The organism is Kitasatospora sp. NPDC028961 (assembly GCF_055564815.1).
In genome coordinates, this window is record NZ_JBVHVO010000003.1 from 489,256 (window position 1) to 506,331 (window position 17,076).

17 protein-coding genes are annotated in these 17,076 nt (G+C 73.8%); 9 read left to right on the forward strand and 8 right to left on the reverse strand.

The genetic code is table 11. The features are described from left to right. Window positions 1-147: 147 nt before the first annotated feature. The 4 genes from dusB to ACZ4UX_RS09660 all read right to left on the reverse strand — a co-directional run bounded on the left by dusB (window position 148) and on the right by ACZ4UX_RS09660 (window position 4,227). A complete protein-coding gene (gene dusB, locus ACZ4UX_RS09645; protein ID WP_329492091.1) occupies window positions 148-1,254 on the reverse strand; it encodes a tRNA dihydrouridine synthase DusB in 1,107 nt (368 codons plus the stop codon). 329 nt (window positions 1,255-1,583) lie between these two features. Continuing rightward, window positions 1,584-2,366, reverse strand: a complete 783-nt coding sequence (locus tag ACZ4UX_RS09650; RefSeq protein WP_465706223.1) for a DUF4097 family beta strand repeat-containing protein — start codon at window positions 2,364-2,366, stop codon at window positions 1,584-1,586. A 2-nt stretch (window positions 2,367-2,368) separates the two neighbouring features. Continuing rightward, window positions 2,369-3,013 carry a response regulator transcription factor gene (locus ACZ4UX_RS09655; RefSeq protein ID WP_352289806.1) on the reverse strand — a complete coding sequence of 215 codons (645 nt, stop codon included), beginning with the start codon at window positions 3,011-3,013 and terminating at the stop codon, window positions 2,369-2,371. Further along, a complete protein-coding gene (locus ACZ4UX_RS09660) occupies window positions 3,001-4,227 on the reverse strand; it encodes a sensor histidine kinase (protein WP_465706224.1) in 1,227 nt (408 codons plus the stop codon). The genes ACZ4UX_RS09655 and ACZ4UX_RS09660 overlap by 13 nt, the downstream gene beginning before the upstream one ends. A 134-nt stretch (window positions 4,228-4,361) precedes the next feature. Between ACZ4UX_RS09660 and ACZ4UX_RS09665 the strand changes: the two genes are divergently transcribed. Then, complete coding sequence (locus tag ACZ4UX_RS09665) at window positions 4,362-4,898, forward strand: hypothetical protein (protein WP_465706225.1); 537 nt, start codon at window positions 4,362-4,364, stop codon at window positions 4,896-4,898. A gap of 503 nt (window positions 4,899-5,401) precedes the next feature. Here the strand turns inward: ACZ4UX_RS09665 and ACZ4UX_RS09670 are convergent. After that, window positions 5,402-6,319, reverse strand: a complete 918-nt coding sequence (locus ACZ4UX_RS09670) for a helix-turn-helix transcriptional regulator (protein ID WP_465706226.1) — start codon at window positions 6,317-6,319, stop codon at window positions 5,402-5,404. A gap of 335 nt (window positions 6,320-6,654) precedes the next feature. Between ACZ4UX_RS09670 and ACZ4UX_RS09675 the strand changes: the two genes are divergently transcribed. Further along, window positions 6,655-7,980, forward strand: coding sequence for an MFS transporter (locus ACZ4UX_RS09675; protein WP_465706307.1), 1,326 nt, complete (start codon window positions 6,655-6,657; stop codon window positions 7,978-7,980). A gap of 92 nt (window positions 7,981-8,072) precedes the next feature. Here ACZ4UX_RS09675 and ACZ4UX_RS09680 read toward each other — a convergent pair whose 3' ends face one another. Then, the gene (locus ACZ4UX_RS09680; RefSeq protein WP_380393314.1) at window positions 8,073-8,342 is read right to left on the reverse strand and encodes a hypothetical protein; all 270 of its coding nucleotides are present in this window, start codon (window positions 8,340-8,342) and stop codon (window positions 8,073-8,075) included. Then, window positions 8,335-8,898: an RNA polymerase sigma factor gene (locus ACZ4UX_RS09685; RefSeq protein ID WP_465706227.1), complete on the reverse strand. Its 564-nt coding sequence runs from the start codon at window positions 8,896-8,898 to the stop codon at window positions 8,335-8,337. The genes ACZ4UX_RS09680 and ACZ4UX_RS09685 overlap by 8 nt, the downstream gene beginning before the upstream one ends. Window positions 8,899-9,140: 242 nt before the next feature. Between ACZ4UX_RS09685 and ACZ4UX_RS09690 the strand changes: the two genes are divergently transcribed. The 3 genes from ACZ4UX_RS09690 (at window position 9,141) to ACZ4UX_RS09700 (ending at window position 12,233) form a co-directional block, all read left to right on the forward strand. Continuing rightward, window positions 9,141-9,719 carry an NADAR family protein gene (locus tag ACZ4UX_RS09690; protein WP_465706228.1) on the forward strand — a complete coding sequence of 193 codons (579 nt, stop codon included), beginning with the start codon at window positions 9,141-9,143 and terminating at the stop codon, window positions 9,717-9,719. Window positions 9,720-9,759: 40 nt separating this feature from the next. Further along, entirely contained in the window at window positions 9,760-10,884 is a 1,125-nt protein-coding gene (locus ACZ4UX_RS09695; protein ID WP_465706229.1) for a hypothetical protein, read from the forward strand. Window positions 10,885-10,952: 68 nt separating this feature from the next. Continuing rightward, window positions 10,953-12,233 (forward strand): hypothetical protein, encoded by a 1,281-nt coding sequence (locus ACZ4UX_RS09700; RefSeq protein WP_465706230.1) that lies wholly within the window; start codon window positions 10,953-10,955, stop codon window positions 12,231-12,233. Between the two features lie 98 nt (window positions 12,234-12,331). Here ACZ4UX_RS09700 and ACZ4UX_RS09705 read toward each other — a convergent pair whose 3' ends face one another. Further along, a complete protein-coding gene (locus ACZ4UX_RS09705; RefSeq protein ID WP_329487560.1) occupies window positions 12,332-13,714 on the reverse strand; it encodes a glycine--tRNA ligase in 1,383 nt (460 codons plus the stop codon). 190 nt (window positions 13,715-13,904) lie between these two features. On the opposite strand from ACZ4UX_RS09705, the gene ACZ4UX_RS09710 reads away from it, so the two are divergent. From ACZ4UX_RS09710 to ACZ4UX_RS09725, 4 genes are read left to right on the forward strand one after another with little or no spacing between them, the layout of a single operon-like run. Then, window positions 13,905-14,876 carry a metal ABC transporter substrate-binding protein gene (locus ACZ4UX_RS09710; RefSeq protein WP_465706231.1) on the forward strand — a complete coding sequence of 324 codons (972 nt, stop codon included), beginning with the start codon at window positions 13,905-13,907 and terminating at the stop codon, window positions 14,874-14,876. A 17-nt stretch (window positions 14,877-14,893) separates the two neighbouring features. Beyond that, entirely contained in the window at window positions 14,894-15,658 is a 765-nt protein-coding gene (locus ACZ4UX_RS09715) for a metal ABC transporter ATP-binding protein (protein ID WP_465706232.1), read from the forward strand. After that, entirely contained in the window at window positions 15,655-16,578 is a 924-nt protein-coding gene (locus ACZ4UX_RS09720) for a metal ABC transporter permease (protein WP_329487564.1), read from the forward strand. Before ACZ4UX_RS09715 ends, ACZ4UX_RS09720 begins: the two co-directional genes overlap by 4 nt. Before the next feature lie 35 nt (window positions 16,579-16,613). After that, window positions 16,614-17,024 (forward strand): Fur family transcriptional regulator, encoded by a 411-nt coding sequence (locus tag ACZ4UX_RS09725; protein ID WP_329487566.1) that lies wholly within the window; start codon window positions 16,614-16,616, stop codon window positions 17,022-17,024. Window positions 17,025-17,076: the final 52 nt, after the last annotated feature.

A 17,076-nucleotide genomic window follows, 5' to 3' on the forward strand; every position in this document is an offset into this window, starting at 1 on the left:
TCCGCCGATCGTCGCACTGCGTCCGGATTCGTGCCCGTTCCGTGATACTCGCGCACCAAAAAGGAGCCCTCTTGTCCAGATGGGACAAGAGGGCTGGGACGCGATGGCGAGAGGTCGCCGAGCGCCATTTTTGCCGAAGCGGCCAGATCAACCGCCAGAGGTGTCCGATTCGGCGTCTGCGCTGGGGAGAGCGCAGTCATACGGATCGTCCAACCAGCCTTCCGGCAGAACCACCCGGTTGTTGCCGCTCGTACGCCCGCGCGGCCCGTCCGCACCGGCCGGCCAGAGCTGTGACTGCTCCACCATGGACAGGGTTTCGGCCAATTCGGCCAAGGAGGAGGAGTTCGCCAGCTTCACCCGCAGCTCGGAGCCGACCGAGAAGCCCTTGGTGTACCAGGCGACGTGCTTGCGGAAGTCGATCACGCCGCGGGTCTCGTCCCCCAGCCACTCCCCGAGCAGCTGCGCGTGGCGCACCATCGCCCGCGCCACGTCGGCGAAGCTCGGGCGGGCGTAGTCGACCTCGCCCTCGAAGATCGAGACCAGGTCCTTGAACAGCCACGGCCGGCCGAGGCAGCCGCGCCCGACCACCACCCCGTCGCAGCCGGTCTCGCGCATCATCCGCACCGCGTCGTCCGCCGACCAGATGTCGCCGTTGCCGAGCACCGGGATGTGCGCCGGGACGGACTCGCGCAGCCGGGCGATCGCCGACCAGTCCGCCGTGCCCCCGTAGTGCTGGGCGGCGGTGCGCCCGTGCAGGGCGATGGCGGCCACGCCCTCCTCGGCGCCGATCCGACCCGCGTCCAGGTAGGTGAGGTGGTCGTCGTCGATGCCCTTGCGCATCTTCATGGTGACCGGGAGGTCCCCCGCGTTCGCCACGGCCTCGCGCAACAGCTCGCGCAGCAGGTTGCGCTTGTACGGCAGCGCCGAGCCGCCGCCCTTGCGGGTCACCTTGGGGACGGGGCAGCCGAAGTTGAGGTCGATGTGGTCGGCCAGGCCCTCGTCGGCGATCATCCGGGCGGCCTTGCCGACGGTCACCGGGTCCACTCCGTACAGCTGGATCGAGCGCGGCTTCTCGCTCGCGTCGAACTTGATCAGCTGCATGGTCTTGGCGTTGCGCTCGACCAGGGCCCGGGTGGTGATCATCTCGCTCACGTACAGGCCCTTGCCGCCGCTCTGCTCGCGGCAGAGGGTGCGGAAGGGTGCGTTGGTGATGCCGGCCATGGGTGCCAGGACGACCGGCGGCCACACCCGCATCGGGCCGATCGTCAGCGGCGCGAACTCGGAGCTGGTCGCGGGCGCGGCGGCGGTCGCGTTCGCGGCGGCGGGTGCCGTGGCGGACGCGGTCGCGGGCGCGGATGCCGTGGCGGGCGCGGTGGTGTCGAGCGTGGCTGTCATGCGCGGCTGACCTCGTGGACGGGGGCTCGGGACTCTTCATTGTCCCCCACCGCGCGCCGGGGCCGGTCGGCGCTGCTCACCGGGTCCTTCCGGGGGCCGGGCGGTGGGCCTTTGTCCGTCGGCCCGCGTCCGTCGGCCCGCGTCCGTCAGCCTTTGTCCGTGGGCCCGCGTCCGTCGGCCCTTGTCCGTCAGCCCGCCGCGGTGACGATGCGCACCGAACCCGAGGTAGTCACCACCCGGACGGTGTCGGAGCTGGTGGAGTCGGCCAGCTCGGGATCGATGTGGCGGTCGCCCGGACCGGCGGCGCCGCTGAAGTCGAAGGCGTACCGGGAGCCCTTCGGGAGTCCGATCGCCACCGACCCGGAGGTGGCACCGGCGTCCACCAGCTGCGGCGGCCGCACGAAGCCCAGGTCGATCTCCCCGGAGAAGGCCCTCACCTCCACCCGCGGCGACCCGAGGCCGGCGGCCTTCAGCTCCCCGGAGGTGGTGCGTGCGTACACCTGTCCGGAGAGCCCGGTCAGCCGGATCGCGCCCGAGGTCGCGGTGAGCCGGACGTCCCCGGTGAGGTCCCGGACCTCCAGGGCACCGGACGTCCCCCCGCCGGACACCGACGCCGCGGCCGGTACCTCCAGATCGATCGAGGCGCCGCAGCCGACGTCCACCGCCGGCAGCAGCTGGTTGCAGCGCATCCGGACGGTGAGGACGTCCCCCTGGAAGATCGCCGAGACCGTGGGCTTGCGGACCGTCCAGTCCAGGTAGTGCCTCATCGTCACCCGTCCGGGGACGCCCGGCTTGATCCGGACCTCCGCCGTCCCGGTGTCCAGCTCCACCCTGGTCACCGCGACCTGGTAGGAGTGCTCGGACACCGCCTTCTGCTGCACCACCACCGCCCAGGTCTGCACGGCGCCGAACAGCATGGCGAAGGCCAGCGTGAGCGTCCCGGTGATCTGCCAGGCCCGACGTGCGCCCACGGCTACCCGACCTCCAGGAACCGCAGCACCGCGAGCACCCGGCGGTGGCTGTTGTCGGCCGGCGGCAGTTCGAGCTTGGTGAAGATCGAGTTGATGTGCTTCGCCACGGCGCTGTCGCTGACCACCAGGGCGGCGGCGATCGCCGCGTTGGAGCGGCCCTCCGCCATCAGGCCGAGCACGTCCCGCTCGCGCGGGGTCAGCTTCTCCAGCGGATCGCGGTGGCGGCGGACCAGCAGCTGGGCCACCACCTCCGGGTCCAGCGCGGTGCCGCCCTCGGCCACCCGCTGGAGGGCGTCCACGAAGTCGTCCACATTGGCCACCCGCTGCTTGAGCAGGTAGCCCACCCCACTGGTGTTCGTGGCCAGCAGATCGGCCGCGTACCGCTCCTCGACGTACTGCGAGAGCAGCAGCACCGCGACCTCCGGCCACTGCCGGCGGATCATCAGTGCGGCCCGGACGCCCTCATCGGTGTAGTCGGGCGGCATCCGGACGTCCGCCACCACCACCGCCGGACGGTGCTCCTCGACGGCGGCGAGCAGCGCCTCGGCGTCCCCGACCGCGGCCGCCACCTCGAAGCCCACGGCCTCCAGGACCTTGACCAGACCGACCCTCAGCAGGACCGAGTCCTCGGCGATCACAGCACGCACGGCAACTCCACGGTGATGGTGGTGGGGCCCCCGAGGGGGCTCAGAACGGACAGCGTGCCGTCGACCGAGGCGGCGCGCTTGCGCAGCCCGGTCAGGCCGGTGCCGCGCGCGGCGTCCGCGCCGCCGACACCGTCGTCGCTGACGACCAGGCGCAGCCGGCCGCCCGCCGTCCGCACCGAGAGGTCGACCCGGGAGGCACGGGCGTGCTTCGCGACGTTGGTCAGCGCCTCGGAGACGGTGAAGTAGGCGACCGCCTCGACGGTCGGGGCGACCGGCTCGGTCAGGGCGACGTCGACGCGCACCGGTAGCGGCGAGCGGGCGGCGATGCCGGACAGCGCCGCGTCCAGGCCGCGGTCCTCCAGAACGGCGGGGTGCAGGCCGCGCACGAGGTCCCGCAGTTCGTCGATGGCGGCCTGGGCCTCCTCGTGCGCGTCCACTATCACCTGCATGACCTCGGGCGGGGCGTGTTTGAGGGTGCGCCGGGCCAGGCCCAGGTTCATCGCCAGTGAGGTGAGCCGCTGCTGGGCGCCGTCGTGCAGGTCGCGCTCGATCCGGCGGCGCTCGGCGTCGACGGCGTCGACCAGGCCGGCCCGGCTCTCGGCGATCTCCTCGACCCGGCGCTCCAGGGCCTCCGCCCGGCCGGGGCCGAGCAGCCGCAGGGCCGTCCACTCCTCCAGCCGGGCCAGCAGGACCGTCGCCCACGGCAGGACGAGGAGCAGCAGCACGCCGCCCACGGTGATCGCGACGTCCAGCGTGACCAGCGCCCTGCGGACCGGGCTCGACGACGGCATCATCCACGTCCAGCCGTAGACGGTGGCCATCACCAGGCCCGCACCCCAGGCGTAGAGCAGCCCGACGGCGCCGAGCGCGAGCAGCGGGCCCGCGAGCAGGTGGTAGCCGACCTGGCGCCAGCTCACCCCCGTGCGCAGCCCGGTCAGCAGACCGGCCGAGGTCCGGACCGGACGGAGCAGCGGCGGCACCTCGACCCCCCGCAGGGCGCGCAACCGGCCGCGCTGGGCCGTCGTCAGCAGGCGCATGCCGGCCAGGCTCAGGCCGAGGATCAGCAGGAACACCTTGAAGTAGAGGACGGCCAGCCAGATCGGCGCGGCCAGCGGGACGCCGGCGGCTATGAACCGGGTGTCGCGCCAGACGGCCGCCCACAGCGGCCGCCCGACGCTCCTGGCGAGCGCGCGGCGCAGCGGGGTGGAGGGCATGACGGACAGCGTAGGGCGCGAAGATCGACGGCCGCCATGAAGGGGAGTGGAGACCTGGGGTGTAGCTGGGTACACCCCTGATTCGGTGTGGTGCACTACCGACAGCGAGCGCCGTCCACGGAAGTCTTGACGGCATGACGAGCACTCCTTCGCACCCCACCACCGCGCCGCACCCGCGGCCCGCCGCCGGTCTCGGCGACGCCGGCGCCGCGTGGGCGCGGCCGGTCGGCCTGCTCGGGTCGGCGGGCCCGCTCGGGCTGCTCGGGCCCTGGTCGGTGCGGGGCGTCCCGGCGTCCCGGGGGCGGGCCGCGCTGGAGGTGTACGAGCACGGCGAGTTGGTCGACGTCGTGGTCGCGGCCCGGCTCGCCCCGGAGCTGCTGCGCGGCGCCCGGCGGTGCCCGGTCCTCGGCGCGCGGGAGTCGTACGGGCTGGTCTGGGGCCGGCTGCCGCAGGGCGGCCCGGCGCCCGCCGTGGGCTTCACCGCCGGGCGGCTGTGCCGGGCGGGGCGGCGGGCCAGGGTGGTCGAGGCACCCGAGGTGGTCACGGTGACCGGGGAGTTCTGGCTCGCCTGGGCACGGGGCCCGTTCGACGGCGTCCTGGTGGAGCACCCGGCCGGCCGGGTGCGGCGGTCGCTGGAGCGGGTCCGCCCGCGTGGCCGGAGCGCACGATGAGCGCCGTCCTGCCGGGAGCCCGGCCGACGCCGTTCAGCTGGCCGGCTCCGCGCGTCCGGCCGACCCGGCCGACCGCCCCGGCGCTGCCCGGCTGGGCTCCGCAGGTGCCCGCCCTGGCGGCGCTGGCCCTGCTGCCCTGGCTGGCCGTGCTGGTGCTCTGCCACGAGACCGTCTGGGTCGTCCTCGATCTGGGCGAGCTGAGCGCCCTGCTCTGGCTGGACGCGCTGCTGCGCCGCCGCAGTCCGGCCGCGCTCGGGCCCGCCTGCGTGGTGGCGCTGCTGCTCGCGGGCGACGCCCTGGCCGACGTCGGCACCGCCGGACGCGGGCTGCCGCTGCTCGCCGCCCTGGTGATGGCCTGCGGTGTCGAGCTGCCGCTGGCCGTCCTCTGCCTGGCGCTCGGTCGGGGCGCGGCGGCTGCCGAGCCGGTGTCGGGGCCGGTACCGGGCACGACGGGCCGGCTCGGCGGCGGCCGGGCCCGACGGGCGGCCCGACGGCCGTCCGGGTCAGAGGCCGCCCGCCATGAGGGCCATCCGTGCCCGGGTCTCCTCGTCCTGGGGGGTGTAGGCGATCAGGCGGGTGCTGGGGCGGGGCCCGAGCCAGAAGCTCGTGTAGTCGCAGTGCAGCAGCCCGACCCCCGGGATGAGGAACTGCTTGAGTCCGTTGCCGGGCCGCTGGACGTCGTGCCGCTGCCAGGCCGCCTCGAAGTCCGGCGAGGCCTTGCGCAGCCGGGCGAGCAGTGCCTTCCAGGCCGGTTCGGCGCTGTGGTCCGCCATGCCCGACCGGAACCGGGCCACCATTCCCTCGCGCTCCTGCTCGTGGTTCACCAGCACGTCCCGGAAGCGCGACGGTGTGAACGCCATCCAGACCAGGTTCCGCTCCTCGAACGGCAACTCGTCGACGTTCCCGACCAGGTGGGTGTAGGAGGGGTTGTGCGCCAGGATGTCGTACCGGGCGTTGATCACCGCCGCCGGCATCGGCGCCATCTGCTCCAGCACCAGCCGCACCGCCGGGGTCACCGTCGGGCACTCCAGCACCGGAGCGGGGTCCTCGGCGGCCGCCAGGGCGAACAGGTGCGACCGCTCGGCCGGATCGAGCCGCAGGGCACGGGCCACGGCGTCCAGTACCTGGGTGGAGACCTGGATGTCCCGGCCCTGCTCCAGCCACGTGTACCAGGTGACCCCCACGGCGGCGAGTTGCGCGAGCTCCTCGCGGCGCAGCCCCGGCGTCCGGCGGCGGCCGGTCGTCGGCAGGCCCACCTGCTCCGGTGCGATCCGCTCGCGGCGGCTGCGCAGGAACGCCGCCAGCTCGTGCCGTCGGGCCTCGGCGGCGAGCGGGGTCGACGGAGCGGCTGCGGGGCTCGCGGTCGCGGTCGACCCGGCGGGCGCGGCGGTGCTTCGGACGGGCGCGGTGGTCAGGCTCATGGACTCAGCATGCGCCATGCGGGAGCCGGGTGCCAGGTACTTCTGATACCTGGATAAGCACACTCTGGTACCAGGTTGTCGGACGGAAGATCGTATGACCCGTGACCCAACAACTCGCCGTCGCCACGACCACCACCGCTACCGCGTCAGCCCGCCCCACCGGCTCCACCACGGCCGGTACCACCACCTCTGCCGCCTCCGGCATCACCTCGCCGAGCACCACCTCGCGGGGCACCACCTCGCCGGGCACCACCTCGCCGAGCAGCGCTTCGATCGGCAGCGCTTCGATCGGCACCGCCGGGCTGGTCACCGTACTGCTCGGGGCGTTCCTGCCGATGCTCGACTTCTTCATCGTCAACGTCGCCCTGCCCACCATCGACCGCGACCTCGCCGCCGGCCCCGCCGTGCTGGAGCTGGTCGCCGCCGGGTACGGCATCGCGTTCGCCGTCCTGCTCGTCCTCGGCGGACGGCTCGGCGACATCTTCGGCCGCCGACGGCTCTTCGTGGTCGGCGCCGCCGCGTTCGCCCTCACCTCGCTCGCCTGCGGGCTCGCCCCCGGGGCCTGGTCGCTGGTCGCCGCCCGCGCCGCCCAGGGCGCCTCGGCCGCCCTGATCGTCCCCCAGGTCCTCGGCACCATCACCGCCGCCACCCACGGCGCCCGCCGCGGCCACGCGCTCAGCGTCTACGGCGCGGTCGCCGGGATCTCGGTGGTGGTCGGCCAGGTGCTCGGCGGGATGCTGGTCGCCGCCGACGTCCTCGGCACCGGCTGGCGCTCCGTCTTCCTGCTGAACGTCCCGTTCGCCCTGCTCGCCCTCGTCCTCGCCCTCCGGTACGTGCCGGAGAGCCGCTCCCCGCAGGCCGCCCGGGTGGACGTCCTGGGCACCCTGCTGCTCACCGCGACGATGCTCGCCCTGCTCGTCCCGCTGATGGAGGGCCGCGCCGCCGGCTGGCCGCTCTGGTCCTGGGTGCTGCTCGCGCTCTCCCCGGTGTTCGCGGTCGCCTTCGCCCTGGTCGAGACCCGCGCCGAACGCCGGGGCGCCACCCCGCTGGTGCCGCCCAGCCTGCTGCGGATCCCCGAGATGCGGCGCGGGCTCGGCATCGCCCTCCCCTACTTCGGCGGCTTCGGCGGCTTCATGTTCGTGATCGCGATCGCCCTCCAGCAGGGCCTGCGGCTCGGCCCGGTGGCGGCCGGCTGGGCGCTCGTCCCGATGGCCGTCGGCTACTTCGGGGCCTCGCTCGCCGGCCCCCGGCTGATCGGCCGCTTCGGCAGCCGGGTACTGACCGCCGGCGCCGTCGTCCAGGCGCTCGGCCTGGCCGCCCTGATCCTGACGGTGCTCGCCGACTGGTCGCACTTCTCCCCGCTGCGGATGGCCCCCGGGGTCGCGCTCGCGGGCATCGGGCAGGGCCTGATCGGCACCCCGCTGTTCCGGGTGGTCCTCTCCAAGGTGCCCGCCGACCGCGCGGGCGTCGGCAGCGGCGTCCTCGCCACCAGCCAGCAGTCCAGCCTGGCCCTCGGCGTGGCCACCCTCGGCAGCCTCTACCTGGCCCTCGCCCCGACCGTGGGCATGGACCGCGCGCTGGCCCTCTGCCTCGCCGTCCAACTGCTGGGCTCCTTCAGCATCCTGTACCTGACCACCCGGCTCCCCCGCTCCATCGGGTGACCCCGGACGGCCGGGTCACGACCGGCACCCGCACAGCCCGCGCGCCCGCCCGCGAAGTCGCGGTCGGGCGCGCTCGGGTGCGCGGGGCGTCGTCAGCCGGACCCGGCGACGGTCAGTCGGCACTGGCCGTCCGCCGTGCAGGAGCGCTCCAGGCGGCCCCGCGAGACGGTCTGGATCAGCCCGATCGTCCAGCACATCGGGCATCCGCGCAGGGCGAGCACGCCGATCGGGAGGAGCGGCAGCGCGGCCGGCCCCACCACCGGGAGCAGCGCGAAGGCGCCGATCAGGCCGCCGAACCCCACCGCGCCGCGCACCAGGTGGCGGGGCAGGGACGCACTCGCGAAGTCGGGTCGATCACTCACCGATGCCTCCAAGGACGGTCTCCGGCGCGGCCCGCAGCTCGCAGCGGACGGCCGATCGCGCCCGGTGCAGTCGTGACTTCATCGCCGCGCTGCTCAGCCCCAGCGCGTCGGCGACCGTCCGCCCGTCGAGGCCCTGGATGTCCCGCATGACCAGCACCCGCCGCTGGTCGGACGGGAGCGCGGCGATCGCCGCCGCCACCCGACCGGCCTCCAGGCGTCGCAGCACCTCCTCCTCGGCCGACAGCACGGTGTCGTCGGCCGACGGCACGGGGTCGCGCCGCAGTACCCGCGCCCGGCGCAGACACTCGTTGCGCACGATGCGGAACATCCACGACGCCAGCGCACCGGAGGCCCGCAGCATCCCGATCTTGCGGTACAGGATGATCAGCGCCTCCTGCGCCGCGTCCTCGGCATCCTCCGGCGAGGCGCACAACGTCCGGGCGAACCGCCGCACATGCGGGTGCGCTCCCGACACCAGCGCGGCGATCGAGTCGACGTCCCCCCGCTGCGCCGCGTGGACCAGGCGCTCCCCCGGCCAGCCCCCCGCGTCAGCCACGGCCCCGCCCCCGCTTCCTCATCACGACCACGGTGCAGGTGCACAGCAGCAACAGGGCGACAGCCACGGCGATGCCAACGATCACGAGAACCTCCCAGTCCGGTCCGACCCTTTCGTCGGAGACATCCATAAGAGGCACACCCCTGCGCAAAGGATTCAGCCCCGTTCCCGGAGCCGGTCACGGGCGGACCGCCCCGATCAAATCACTGGCACCACGGGCCCCTTTACGTCAGGATGACGATATGAGCAGCCTGGAGAAGGGGAACCCCCTCGACACCCGCAACCGGGCCGAGTTGGTGGCGGCCGTCGCCTCCGGCGCCGAGCCGAAGTGGCTGATGTTCTGGGGGCATCAGCCGCAGCAGGACGGTTCGGTCGGGCAGGGGGCGCTGAGCCAGTGGTGGCCGTCCCCCTTCACCGTGGACGGCGTGACGTACGCGAGCGCCGAGCACTGGATGATGGCCGGGAAGGCCCGGCTGTTCGGCGACGAGGCGATCGTGCCGCGGATCCTCGCCGCCCGGACCCCGGCCGAGGCGAAGAAGCTGGGGCGCCAGGTGCGGGGGTTCGACGAACCCATCTGGGCCGCCGGGCGGTTCGAGCTGGTGGTGACGGGCAATGTCGCCAAGTTCGGGCAGGACGAGGCCCTCCGCGACTACCTCCTCGGCACCCGGCAGCGCGTGCTGGTCGAGGCCAGCCCGGTGGACCGGCTCTGGGGCATCGGTCTCGCCGCCGACGACGAACGGGCCGCACGACCGGCCGACTGGCGCGGGGAGAACCTGCTCGGCTTCGCCCTGATGGAGGCCCGCACCCGGCTGGCCCGGTGAGCATCGCGAGCGCCACGAGCACGAGGAGCCGGACGAGCCGATGAGCACGATCGCCCCGGTCCTGGACGCCACCGCGGTGCTGTCGGTGGGCGCCGCACTCGCCCTCACCCCGAGGGTGCTCCGGCGGGAGGTCCGGCCCGGGCGCGGGGGAGCGCCCGGGCCGGAGGCGTTGCTCGCCGCCGTCGTAGCGCTGATCCTCCTCAACCAACTGGCCTTCGCCGTCTACGTCCAGCGCGTGCACGACGGCAGCACCGCGTTCGTCGCGCGCTACCTGCCCCCCGGATGGTTCGCCGTGCCCCGCGGCAACCCGTTCGTCGACTGGGTCGCCGCCCACACCCCCGCACCCGAGCTGCTCGCGCCGTCCGTGCTGCGGGTCCAGGCCTTCCTCGAACTCCCGCTCGTCCTGCTGGCCTTCCTCGCCGTGCTGCGCCGGCTCGACCGGCAGCTGTACGTCCGGGTGGCCCGCTCACCGCTGCTCCCGCTCGCCGCCACCTCGTACACCGTCGCGTTCTGCGCGGTGGAGTGGGAGCTGCGCAACCCGTACACGGTGGACGACCTGGTCATCCGGGTCGTGTCGGCGCTGGTCACCGCGCCGCTGCTCGCCCAGATGGCGGGGCGGGAGGCGGACACCGCGCCCCGCTCCCCCGGGCCGCTCGTCCTCGCGGTCGAGCTGTGGGCCTTCGGCTCCCTGATGCTGGCCCTCTACGACACCCTGCTGCTCTACAACCTCTCCCGGCTCGACGAACGGCTCGCGGGCATGATCACCGCGGTCGCCGTGCTCGGCGCGACCCGCTTCCTGGCGGCGAAACGGCCCGGCGCCCCGGCCGGCCCCCGCGTGGCCGCGCTCACGGACTCCCTCGGCCGGGGCCTCGCGCTGTTCCTCGTCCCCGCCCTCGCCCTCCGGTACGCCGGGAGCTTCGGCACGCCCCGGCTGGCCGCGGCGGCGGGCGCCGCGGTGCTGATCGCCGCCGTCGGCCGGCGCGCGGGCCGGCTCGCCCTGCCCGCTGCCGTCGGCGCGGTGGCGGGATACCTGGCCGTCCGGTGGTCCACCGACCCGTACTTCGAGGCGGCTCTGCTCCGGGCGGCCGTCGTCGGCTTGCTCACCGCCGGTGCCGTCTGCGCGGTCCTGGACGGCAGTCGCAAACATTTCGACGCACTCCCGTAACTCTGTCGCCGTATACCGACGCCAGGATGACCCGCAGTCAGGGTCGAGATGGACAGGGTGCGGCGATCATGCGGATACGGCACACGGAACAACCCCCGGCTCAGCACAGCGGCGAGAGCGAACAGGACGCGCTCGACCTCCGTGCCGAGCTGGACGAATTACTGCGAGCCCGGCAGTACGCCAACCAGCGCGAACGGCGGCTCGCCGAGGCCGTGCGGGCCGTCCCGGAGCGGCAGCGGCCGGACGCGGAACTGCTGCGGCAGCTGGCCCAGGCGCGGACGCTGCGCGAGGGGCTCGGCACCCGCTGCCTGGAGCTCAGCGAGCAGTTGACCGCGCTGGAGGACCGGCTGCGCCAGCCGCCGGTCCGCAATCCGGTGCCCCGGCAGCCCACCGGCGCCCGCTTCGGAGGCGTGCGGGGGGAGGAGGAAGGAGCGCACGCCCCGTCGGCGCGCCCAGCCGCTCCGCCGCCACCCGCCACTGGGGCCCGGTTCGGCGCCCCGCGGTCCCGCCCCGAGGAGGCCGGCGAACCGACCCCGCCCCGGACGGTCCCGGCGCCCCAGCCACCGCCCGCGCCCGAAGAGCCACCGGAGCCGCCCCGGCGCCGCTCCCCCGCCGAACTCACCGCCCTCGCCGAGCGGATCACCGCTCTGCACCGCCAGGGCGCCACCCAGGAGATCACCTCTCTGCTGGGCCAGGCCGCCGCCCTGCTCCTCCCGCTCGACACCGCCCGGCTGGCCGGGCTGCTCGCCCGCGGCGGCCCGCCCGACGCCTCCGTCCAGCTGGCCCGCGGCGCCGCGGCCGGCACTCCGACGCAGGCCGCCAGCACCCTCGCCGAACTGCGCTCCGCCGGCCTGGCCCAGGAGGCGACCGAACTGTTCCACGCCCTCTGGGCCTACCCGGCCGAGGCGCTGCCGGCCCTGCTGGTGGCCCTGGAACGGGCCGGCCAGCACGCGGACAGCGCCACCCTGCTCTGGGAGTGGGGCTCCGCGCCCACCGCCGAGCTGGCCGCCCTCGCGGCCGGACTGGAGCGGGCCGGCCGCTCCGAGGACGCCCGGACGCTGCTGCGCCAGGCCGCCGGCCGGCCCGCCGCCGAACTCACCGACCTGGCCGGCACCCTGCCGGAGCCACTGTCCGGCGTCCTGCTGCGCGACCTCGCGGCGCTGCGCCCGCCGGCCGAACTCGTCCGGCTCGCCACCGCGCTCGCCCCGCACCGGCGGCTCTACGACGGCCTGCTGGCCGCCCTCCTGGAGGACGAGGGCCGCCACCGCAGCACCCTCGCCTCGCTGCGCGGCGCCGGCCTGCCGACCGCCCCGGCCGGCCCGCCGCGCTCCCGCTGGGGCCGCCGGTAGGCCGGGGCCGGCGGGTTCGACGGGCCGGACGCGGGGAGCCCCCGCCCGCCGGAAGGCGGACGGGGGCTCCCTCGGCGCGACGGCCGGGTGTGCTGCGGTCAGCAGCCGATCAGCCGCGCGGCCAGGTACGACTTGACCTGGTCGAGCGAGACGCGCTCCTGCGACATGGTGTCGCGCTCGCGCACGGTCACCGCGTTGTCCTCAAGGGTGTCGAAGTCGACGGTGACGCAGAACGGCGTGCCGATCTCGTCCTGGCGGCGGTAGCGCTTGCCGATCGCGCCCGCGTCGTCGAACTCGACGTTCCACGCGGTGCGCAGGTCGGCGGCCAGGCCGCGGGCCTTCGGCGAGAGGTCGGCGTTGCGCGACAGCGGCAGCACCGCGACCTTGACCGGGGCCAGCCGCGGGTCCAGCCGCATGCCGACGCGCTTCTCCAGGACGCCCTTGGCGTTGGGCGCCTCGTCCTCGAAGTAGGCGTCGATCAGGAAGGCCAGCATGGCGCGGTTGAGGCCCGCCGCCGGCTCGATGACGTACGGGAAGTACCGCTCGCCGGACTCCTGGTCGAAGTACTTGAGGTCCTGGCCGGAGGCCTCGCTGTGCACCGTGAGGTCGTAGTCGGTGCGGTTGGCGACGCCCTCCAGCTCGGAGAACTCCTGGCCGCCGAAGTTGAAGCGGTACTCGATGTCCACCGTGCGCTTGGCGTAGTGGGACAGCTTCTCCTTCGGGTGCTCGAAGAAGCGCATGTTCTCGGTCCGCAGGCCGAGGTCGACGTACCAGTCCCAGCGCTGCTGGAGCCAGTAGTCGTGCCACTGCTCGTCCTCGCCCGGCTTGACGAAGAACTCCATCTCCATCTGCTCGAACTCGCGGGTGCGGAAGATGAAGTTGCCGGGGGTGATCTCGTTGCGGAAGCTCTTGCCGGTCTGGGCGATGCCGAACGGCGGCTTCTTGCGCGAGGTCGTCTGGACGGCCTTGAAGTTGGTGAAGATGCCCTGCGCCGTCTCCGGGCGCAGGTAGGCCAGGCCGCCCGCCTCCTCGGTGACGCCGAGGTGCGTCTTCAGCATGCCCGAGAACTCCCGGGGCTCGGTGAAGGAGCCCTTGGTGCCGCAGTCGGGGCAGTTGATGTCCTTGAGGCCGTTCGCCGGCGGGTAGCCGTGCTTGGCCTCGTACTTCTCCTCCAGGTGGTCGGCCCGGTGGCGCTTGTGGCAGGAGAGGCACTCGGTCAGCGGGTCGTTGAAGGTGGCGACGTGACCGGAGGCCTCCCAGACCTCACGGGCCAGGATCACCGACGAATCGAGCCCGACGACGTCCTCACGGGCCTGGACCATCGCGCGCCACCACTGGCGCTTGATGTTCTCCTTCAGCTCGACGCCCAGCGGTCCGTAGTCCCAGGCGGCACGCGTGCCGCCGTAGATCTCGCTGCAGGGGTAGACGAAGCCACGGCGCTTGCTCAGGCTGACGATCGTGTCGATCTTGTCGGCGGCCACAGTGCTCTCTTCAGTACGACGGCACGGTCAGGGCACGGCTGGTTGCGCGTACCCGAATACCTCAGGTTACCGGCCATACGGGTACGGGGTTCAAATCGGTATCGCCCGGCCCCGCCCAACCATCACCATCCACCGTTCACCCGTCCGAGTGATTTGACAATCATTTCCATCTAACCTGAGAATGGTTGTCATGATGATCCGACGACCTACCCGCACCGTCCTCGCCCTGACCGCGACCACCCTCGCCGGCGCCCTCCTGCTCACCGCCTGCGGCGGGGACGGCGGCGCCAAGGGCACGGACGGCAAGCTGGGCGTCGTCGCCTCGTTCTATCCGATGGAGTTCCTCGCCTCGCAGATCGGCGGCGAGCACGTCAAGGTCACCACCCTGACCCCGGCCGGCACCGAGCCGCACGACCTCGACCTCACCGCCAAGCAGGTCGCGAGCGTCAAGAAGGCCGACGCCCTGCTCTACCTCAAGGGCCTCCAGCCGACCGTGGACAAGGCGGTCGCCGACTCCGGCGCCAAGCACGTCGTCGACGCCACCGCCGCCAGCCCGCTGGTCGACCACCACCTCGGCGAGGGCGAGGAGGGCCACGCCGAGGGCGACGGCCACCAGCACGACGGCGCCCCCGGCGACCCGCACATCTGGCTCGACCCGACCCGCTACGCGGCGGTCGCCCAGAGCGTCGGCGCCGAGTTCGCCAAGGCCGACCCGGCGCACGCGGCCGACTACCGGAAGAACACCGACGAACTGGTCGGCAAGCTCACCACCCTGGACCAGCGGTTCCGGGACGGCCTCAAGGACACGAACACCAGGACCTTCGTCACCAGCCACGCCGCCTTCGGCTACCTCGCCGAGCACTACGGCCTCACCCAGGTCGCCATCAACGGCGTCGACCCGGAGTCCGAGCCCACCCCGGCCCGGCTGGCCGACGTCCAGAAGGCCGCCAAGGACAACGGCGTCACCACGATCTTCTTCGAGACCCTGGTCAGCCCCAAGCTCGCGGAGACCGTCGCCAAGGACCTCGGCCTCCGGACCGCGGTGCTGGACCCGCTGGAGGGCGTCAAGGACCCGGCCAAGGACACCTACCTGACGGTGATGGAGCGGAACCTCGCCAACCTGCGGGCCGCGCTCGGCACGGCCGGCGCCACCACCAGCTGAGGGGACGACAACACGCCATGACCCACCCGATACCCCCGGCCGTCCGCCTGCACGACGCCGTCGCCTCGCGCGGCGGCCGGCCGGTGCTGCGCGGCGTCGACCTCACGGTGCAACCCGGCGAGGTGGTCGCCCTGCTCGGCGCCAACGGCTCCGGCAAGTCCACCACCGTCAAGGCCGTCACCGGCGCCGTCCCGCTGGAGCACGGCAGCCTGGACCTGTTCGGCATCCCGTTCGCCAAGTTCCGTGCCTGGCACCGGGTCGGCTACGTGCCGCAGCGCACCACCGCCGCCTCCGGCGTCCCGGCCACCGTGCGCGAGGTGGTCTCCACCGGGCGGCTCCCGCAGCACCGGCTGCTGCCCTTCCGCCGCCGGGACCGGGACGCGGTGGACCGCGCGCTGACCGCCGTCGGCATGCTGGACCGGGCCGGGGACGGCGTCGCCGACCTCTCCGGCGGCCAGCAGCAGCGGGTGCTGATCGCCCGCGCCCTGGTCGGCACCCCCGACCTGCTGATCATGGACGAGCCGATGGCCGGAGTGGACGCCACCAGCCAGCAGGTGCTCGCCGACACCCTGCGCGCCGAGGTCGGACGCGGCGCGGCCGTGCTGCTGGTGCTGCACGAACTCGGGCCGCTGGAGCCGCTGATCGACCGCGCCGTGGTGCTGCGCGACGGCTGCGTGGCGCACGACGGCCCGCCCGTCCCCAACACCGGCCTGCACGCCCTGCCCGGCCACGACCACGTCCATCCGCACTCCGACCACACCCCGCCGAGGCTGCTCGCATGACCGAGATGCTCTCCTACGACTTCATGCAGCGCGCCCTGCTCGCCGCCGTCCTGGTCGGCATCACCGCGCCGGCCGTCGGCATCTACCTGGTGCAGCGGCGCCAGGCACTGCTGGGCGACGGCATGGGCCACGTCGCGATGACCGGGGTCGGCCTCGGCTTCATCTTCGACACCAGCCCGGTCTGGATGGCCGTCCTGGTCTGCGTCCTCGGCGCCGTCACCATGGAGCTGGTCCGCTCGCGCGGCAACCAGCGCGGCGACATCGCCCTCGCCATGCTGTTCTACGGCGGCATGGCCTGCGGCAAGCTGCTGGTCTCGAAGTCCGCCCAGGCCGGCGCCGGCAGCCTGGAGAGCTACCTCTGGGGCTCCATCCTGACCGTCGCCCCCGCCGACCTCGTCACCATCGGCGTCCTCGGCGCCGTGGTCATCGGCGTCACCGTGGGCCTGCGCCGCCAGCTCTTCGCGATCTGCCAGGACGAGGACTTCGCCCGGGTCACCGGCCTGCCGGTGCGCCTGCTCAACCTGCTGCTCGCGGTGATGGCCGCGATCACCGTCACGGTCGCCATGCGGGTGGTCGGGCTGCTGCTGGTCAGCGCGCTGATGGTGGTCCCGGTGGTGGCCGCCCAGCAGCTCACCCGCTCCTTCGCCGCCACCCAGGCCGCCTCGATCGGCCTCGGCGTCCTGGTCTCGCTGGCCGGCGTCACCGGCTCCTACCAGCTCGACGTCCCCTCCGGACCGGCCATCGTGCTGCTCGCCATCGCGGTGTTCGCGGTGTTCAGCGCGATCGCCGCACCGCTGGCCCGCCACCGGCACCGGACGGCGAAGGCCGACCCCGGCCCCGCGGTCTGCGACGTCCAACTGCCCGGGCAGAGCGCGTCCGACGCGACCACTCCGGACCGGAGGGCGGGGCTGGCACAATGAGGTGCGAGATGCCCACACCCCCAGGAGGACCCACGGTGACCACCGCAGGCCCGTCGCCGCGCGCCCGCTCGACCCGGCAGCGAGCCGCCGTCTCGGCGGCCCTGGACGAGATCGAGGACTTCCGCAGCGCGCAGGAGCTCCACGACATGCTCAAGCACCGAGGCGACTCGGTGGGTCTGACCACGGTCTACCGCACCCTGCAGTCGCTCGCCGACGCCGGCGAGGTCGACGTGCTGCGCACCGCCGACGGCGAGGCCGTCTACCGCCGCTGCAGCAGCGGGCACCACCACCACCTGGTCTGCCGGCACTGCGGCGCGACCGTCGAGGTGGAGGGGCCGGCCGTCGAACGCTGGGCCAACTCGGTAGCCGCCGAGCACGGGTTCAGCGACATCGCCCACACCCTGGAGATCTTCGGGACCTGTGCGGAGTGCGCCAAGAAGGCCTGATCCGGCCGCGCCGAAGGGCCCGTGGGAGCTGTCTCCCACGGGCCCTTCGGCG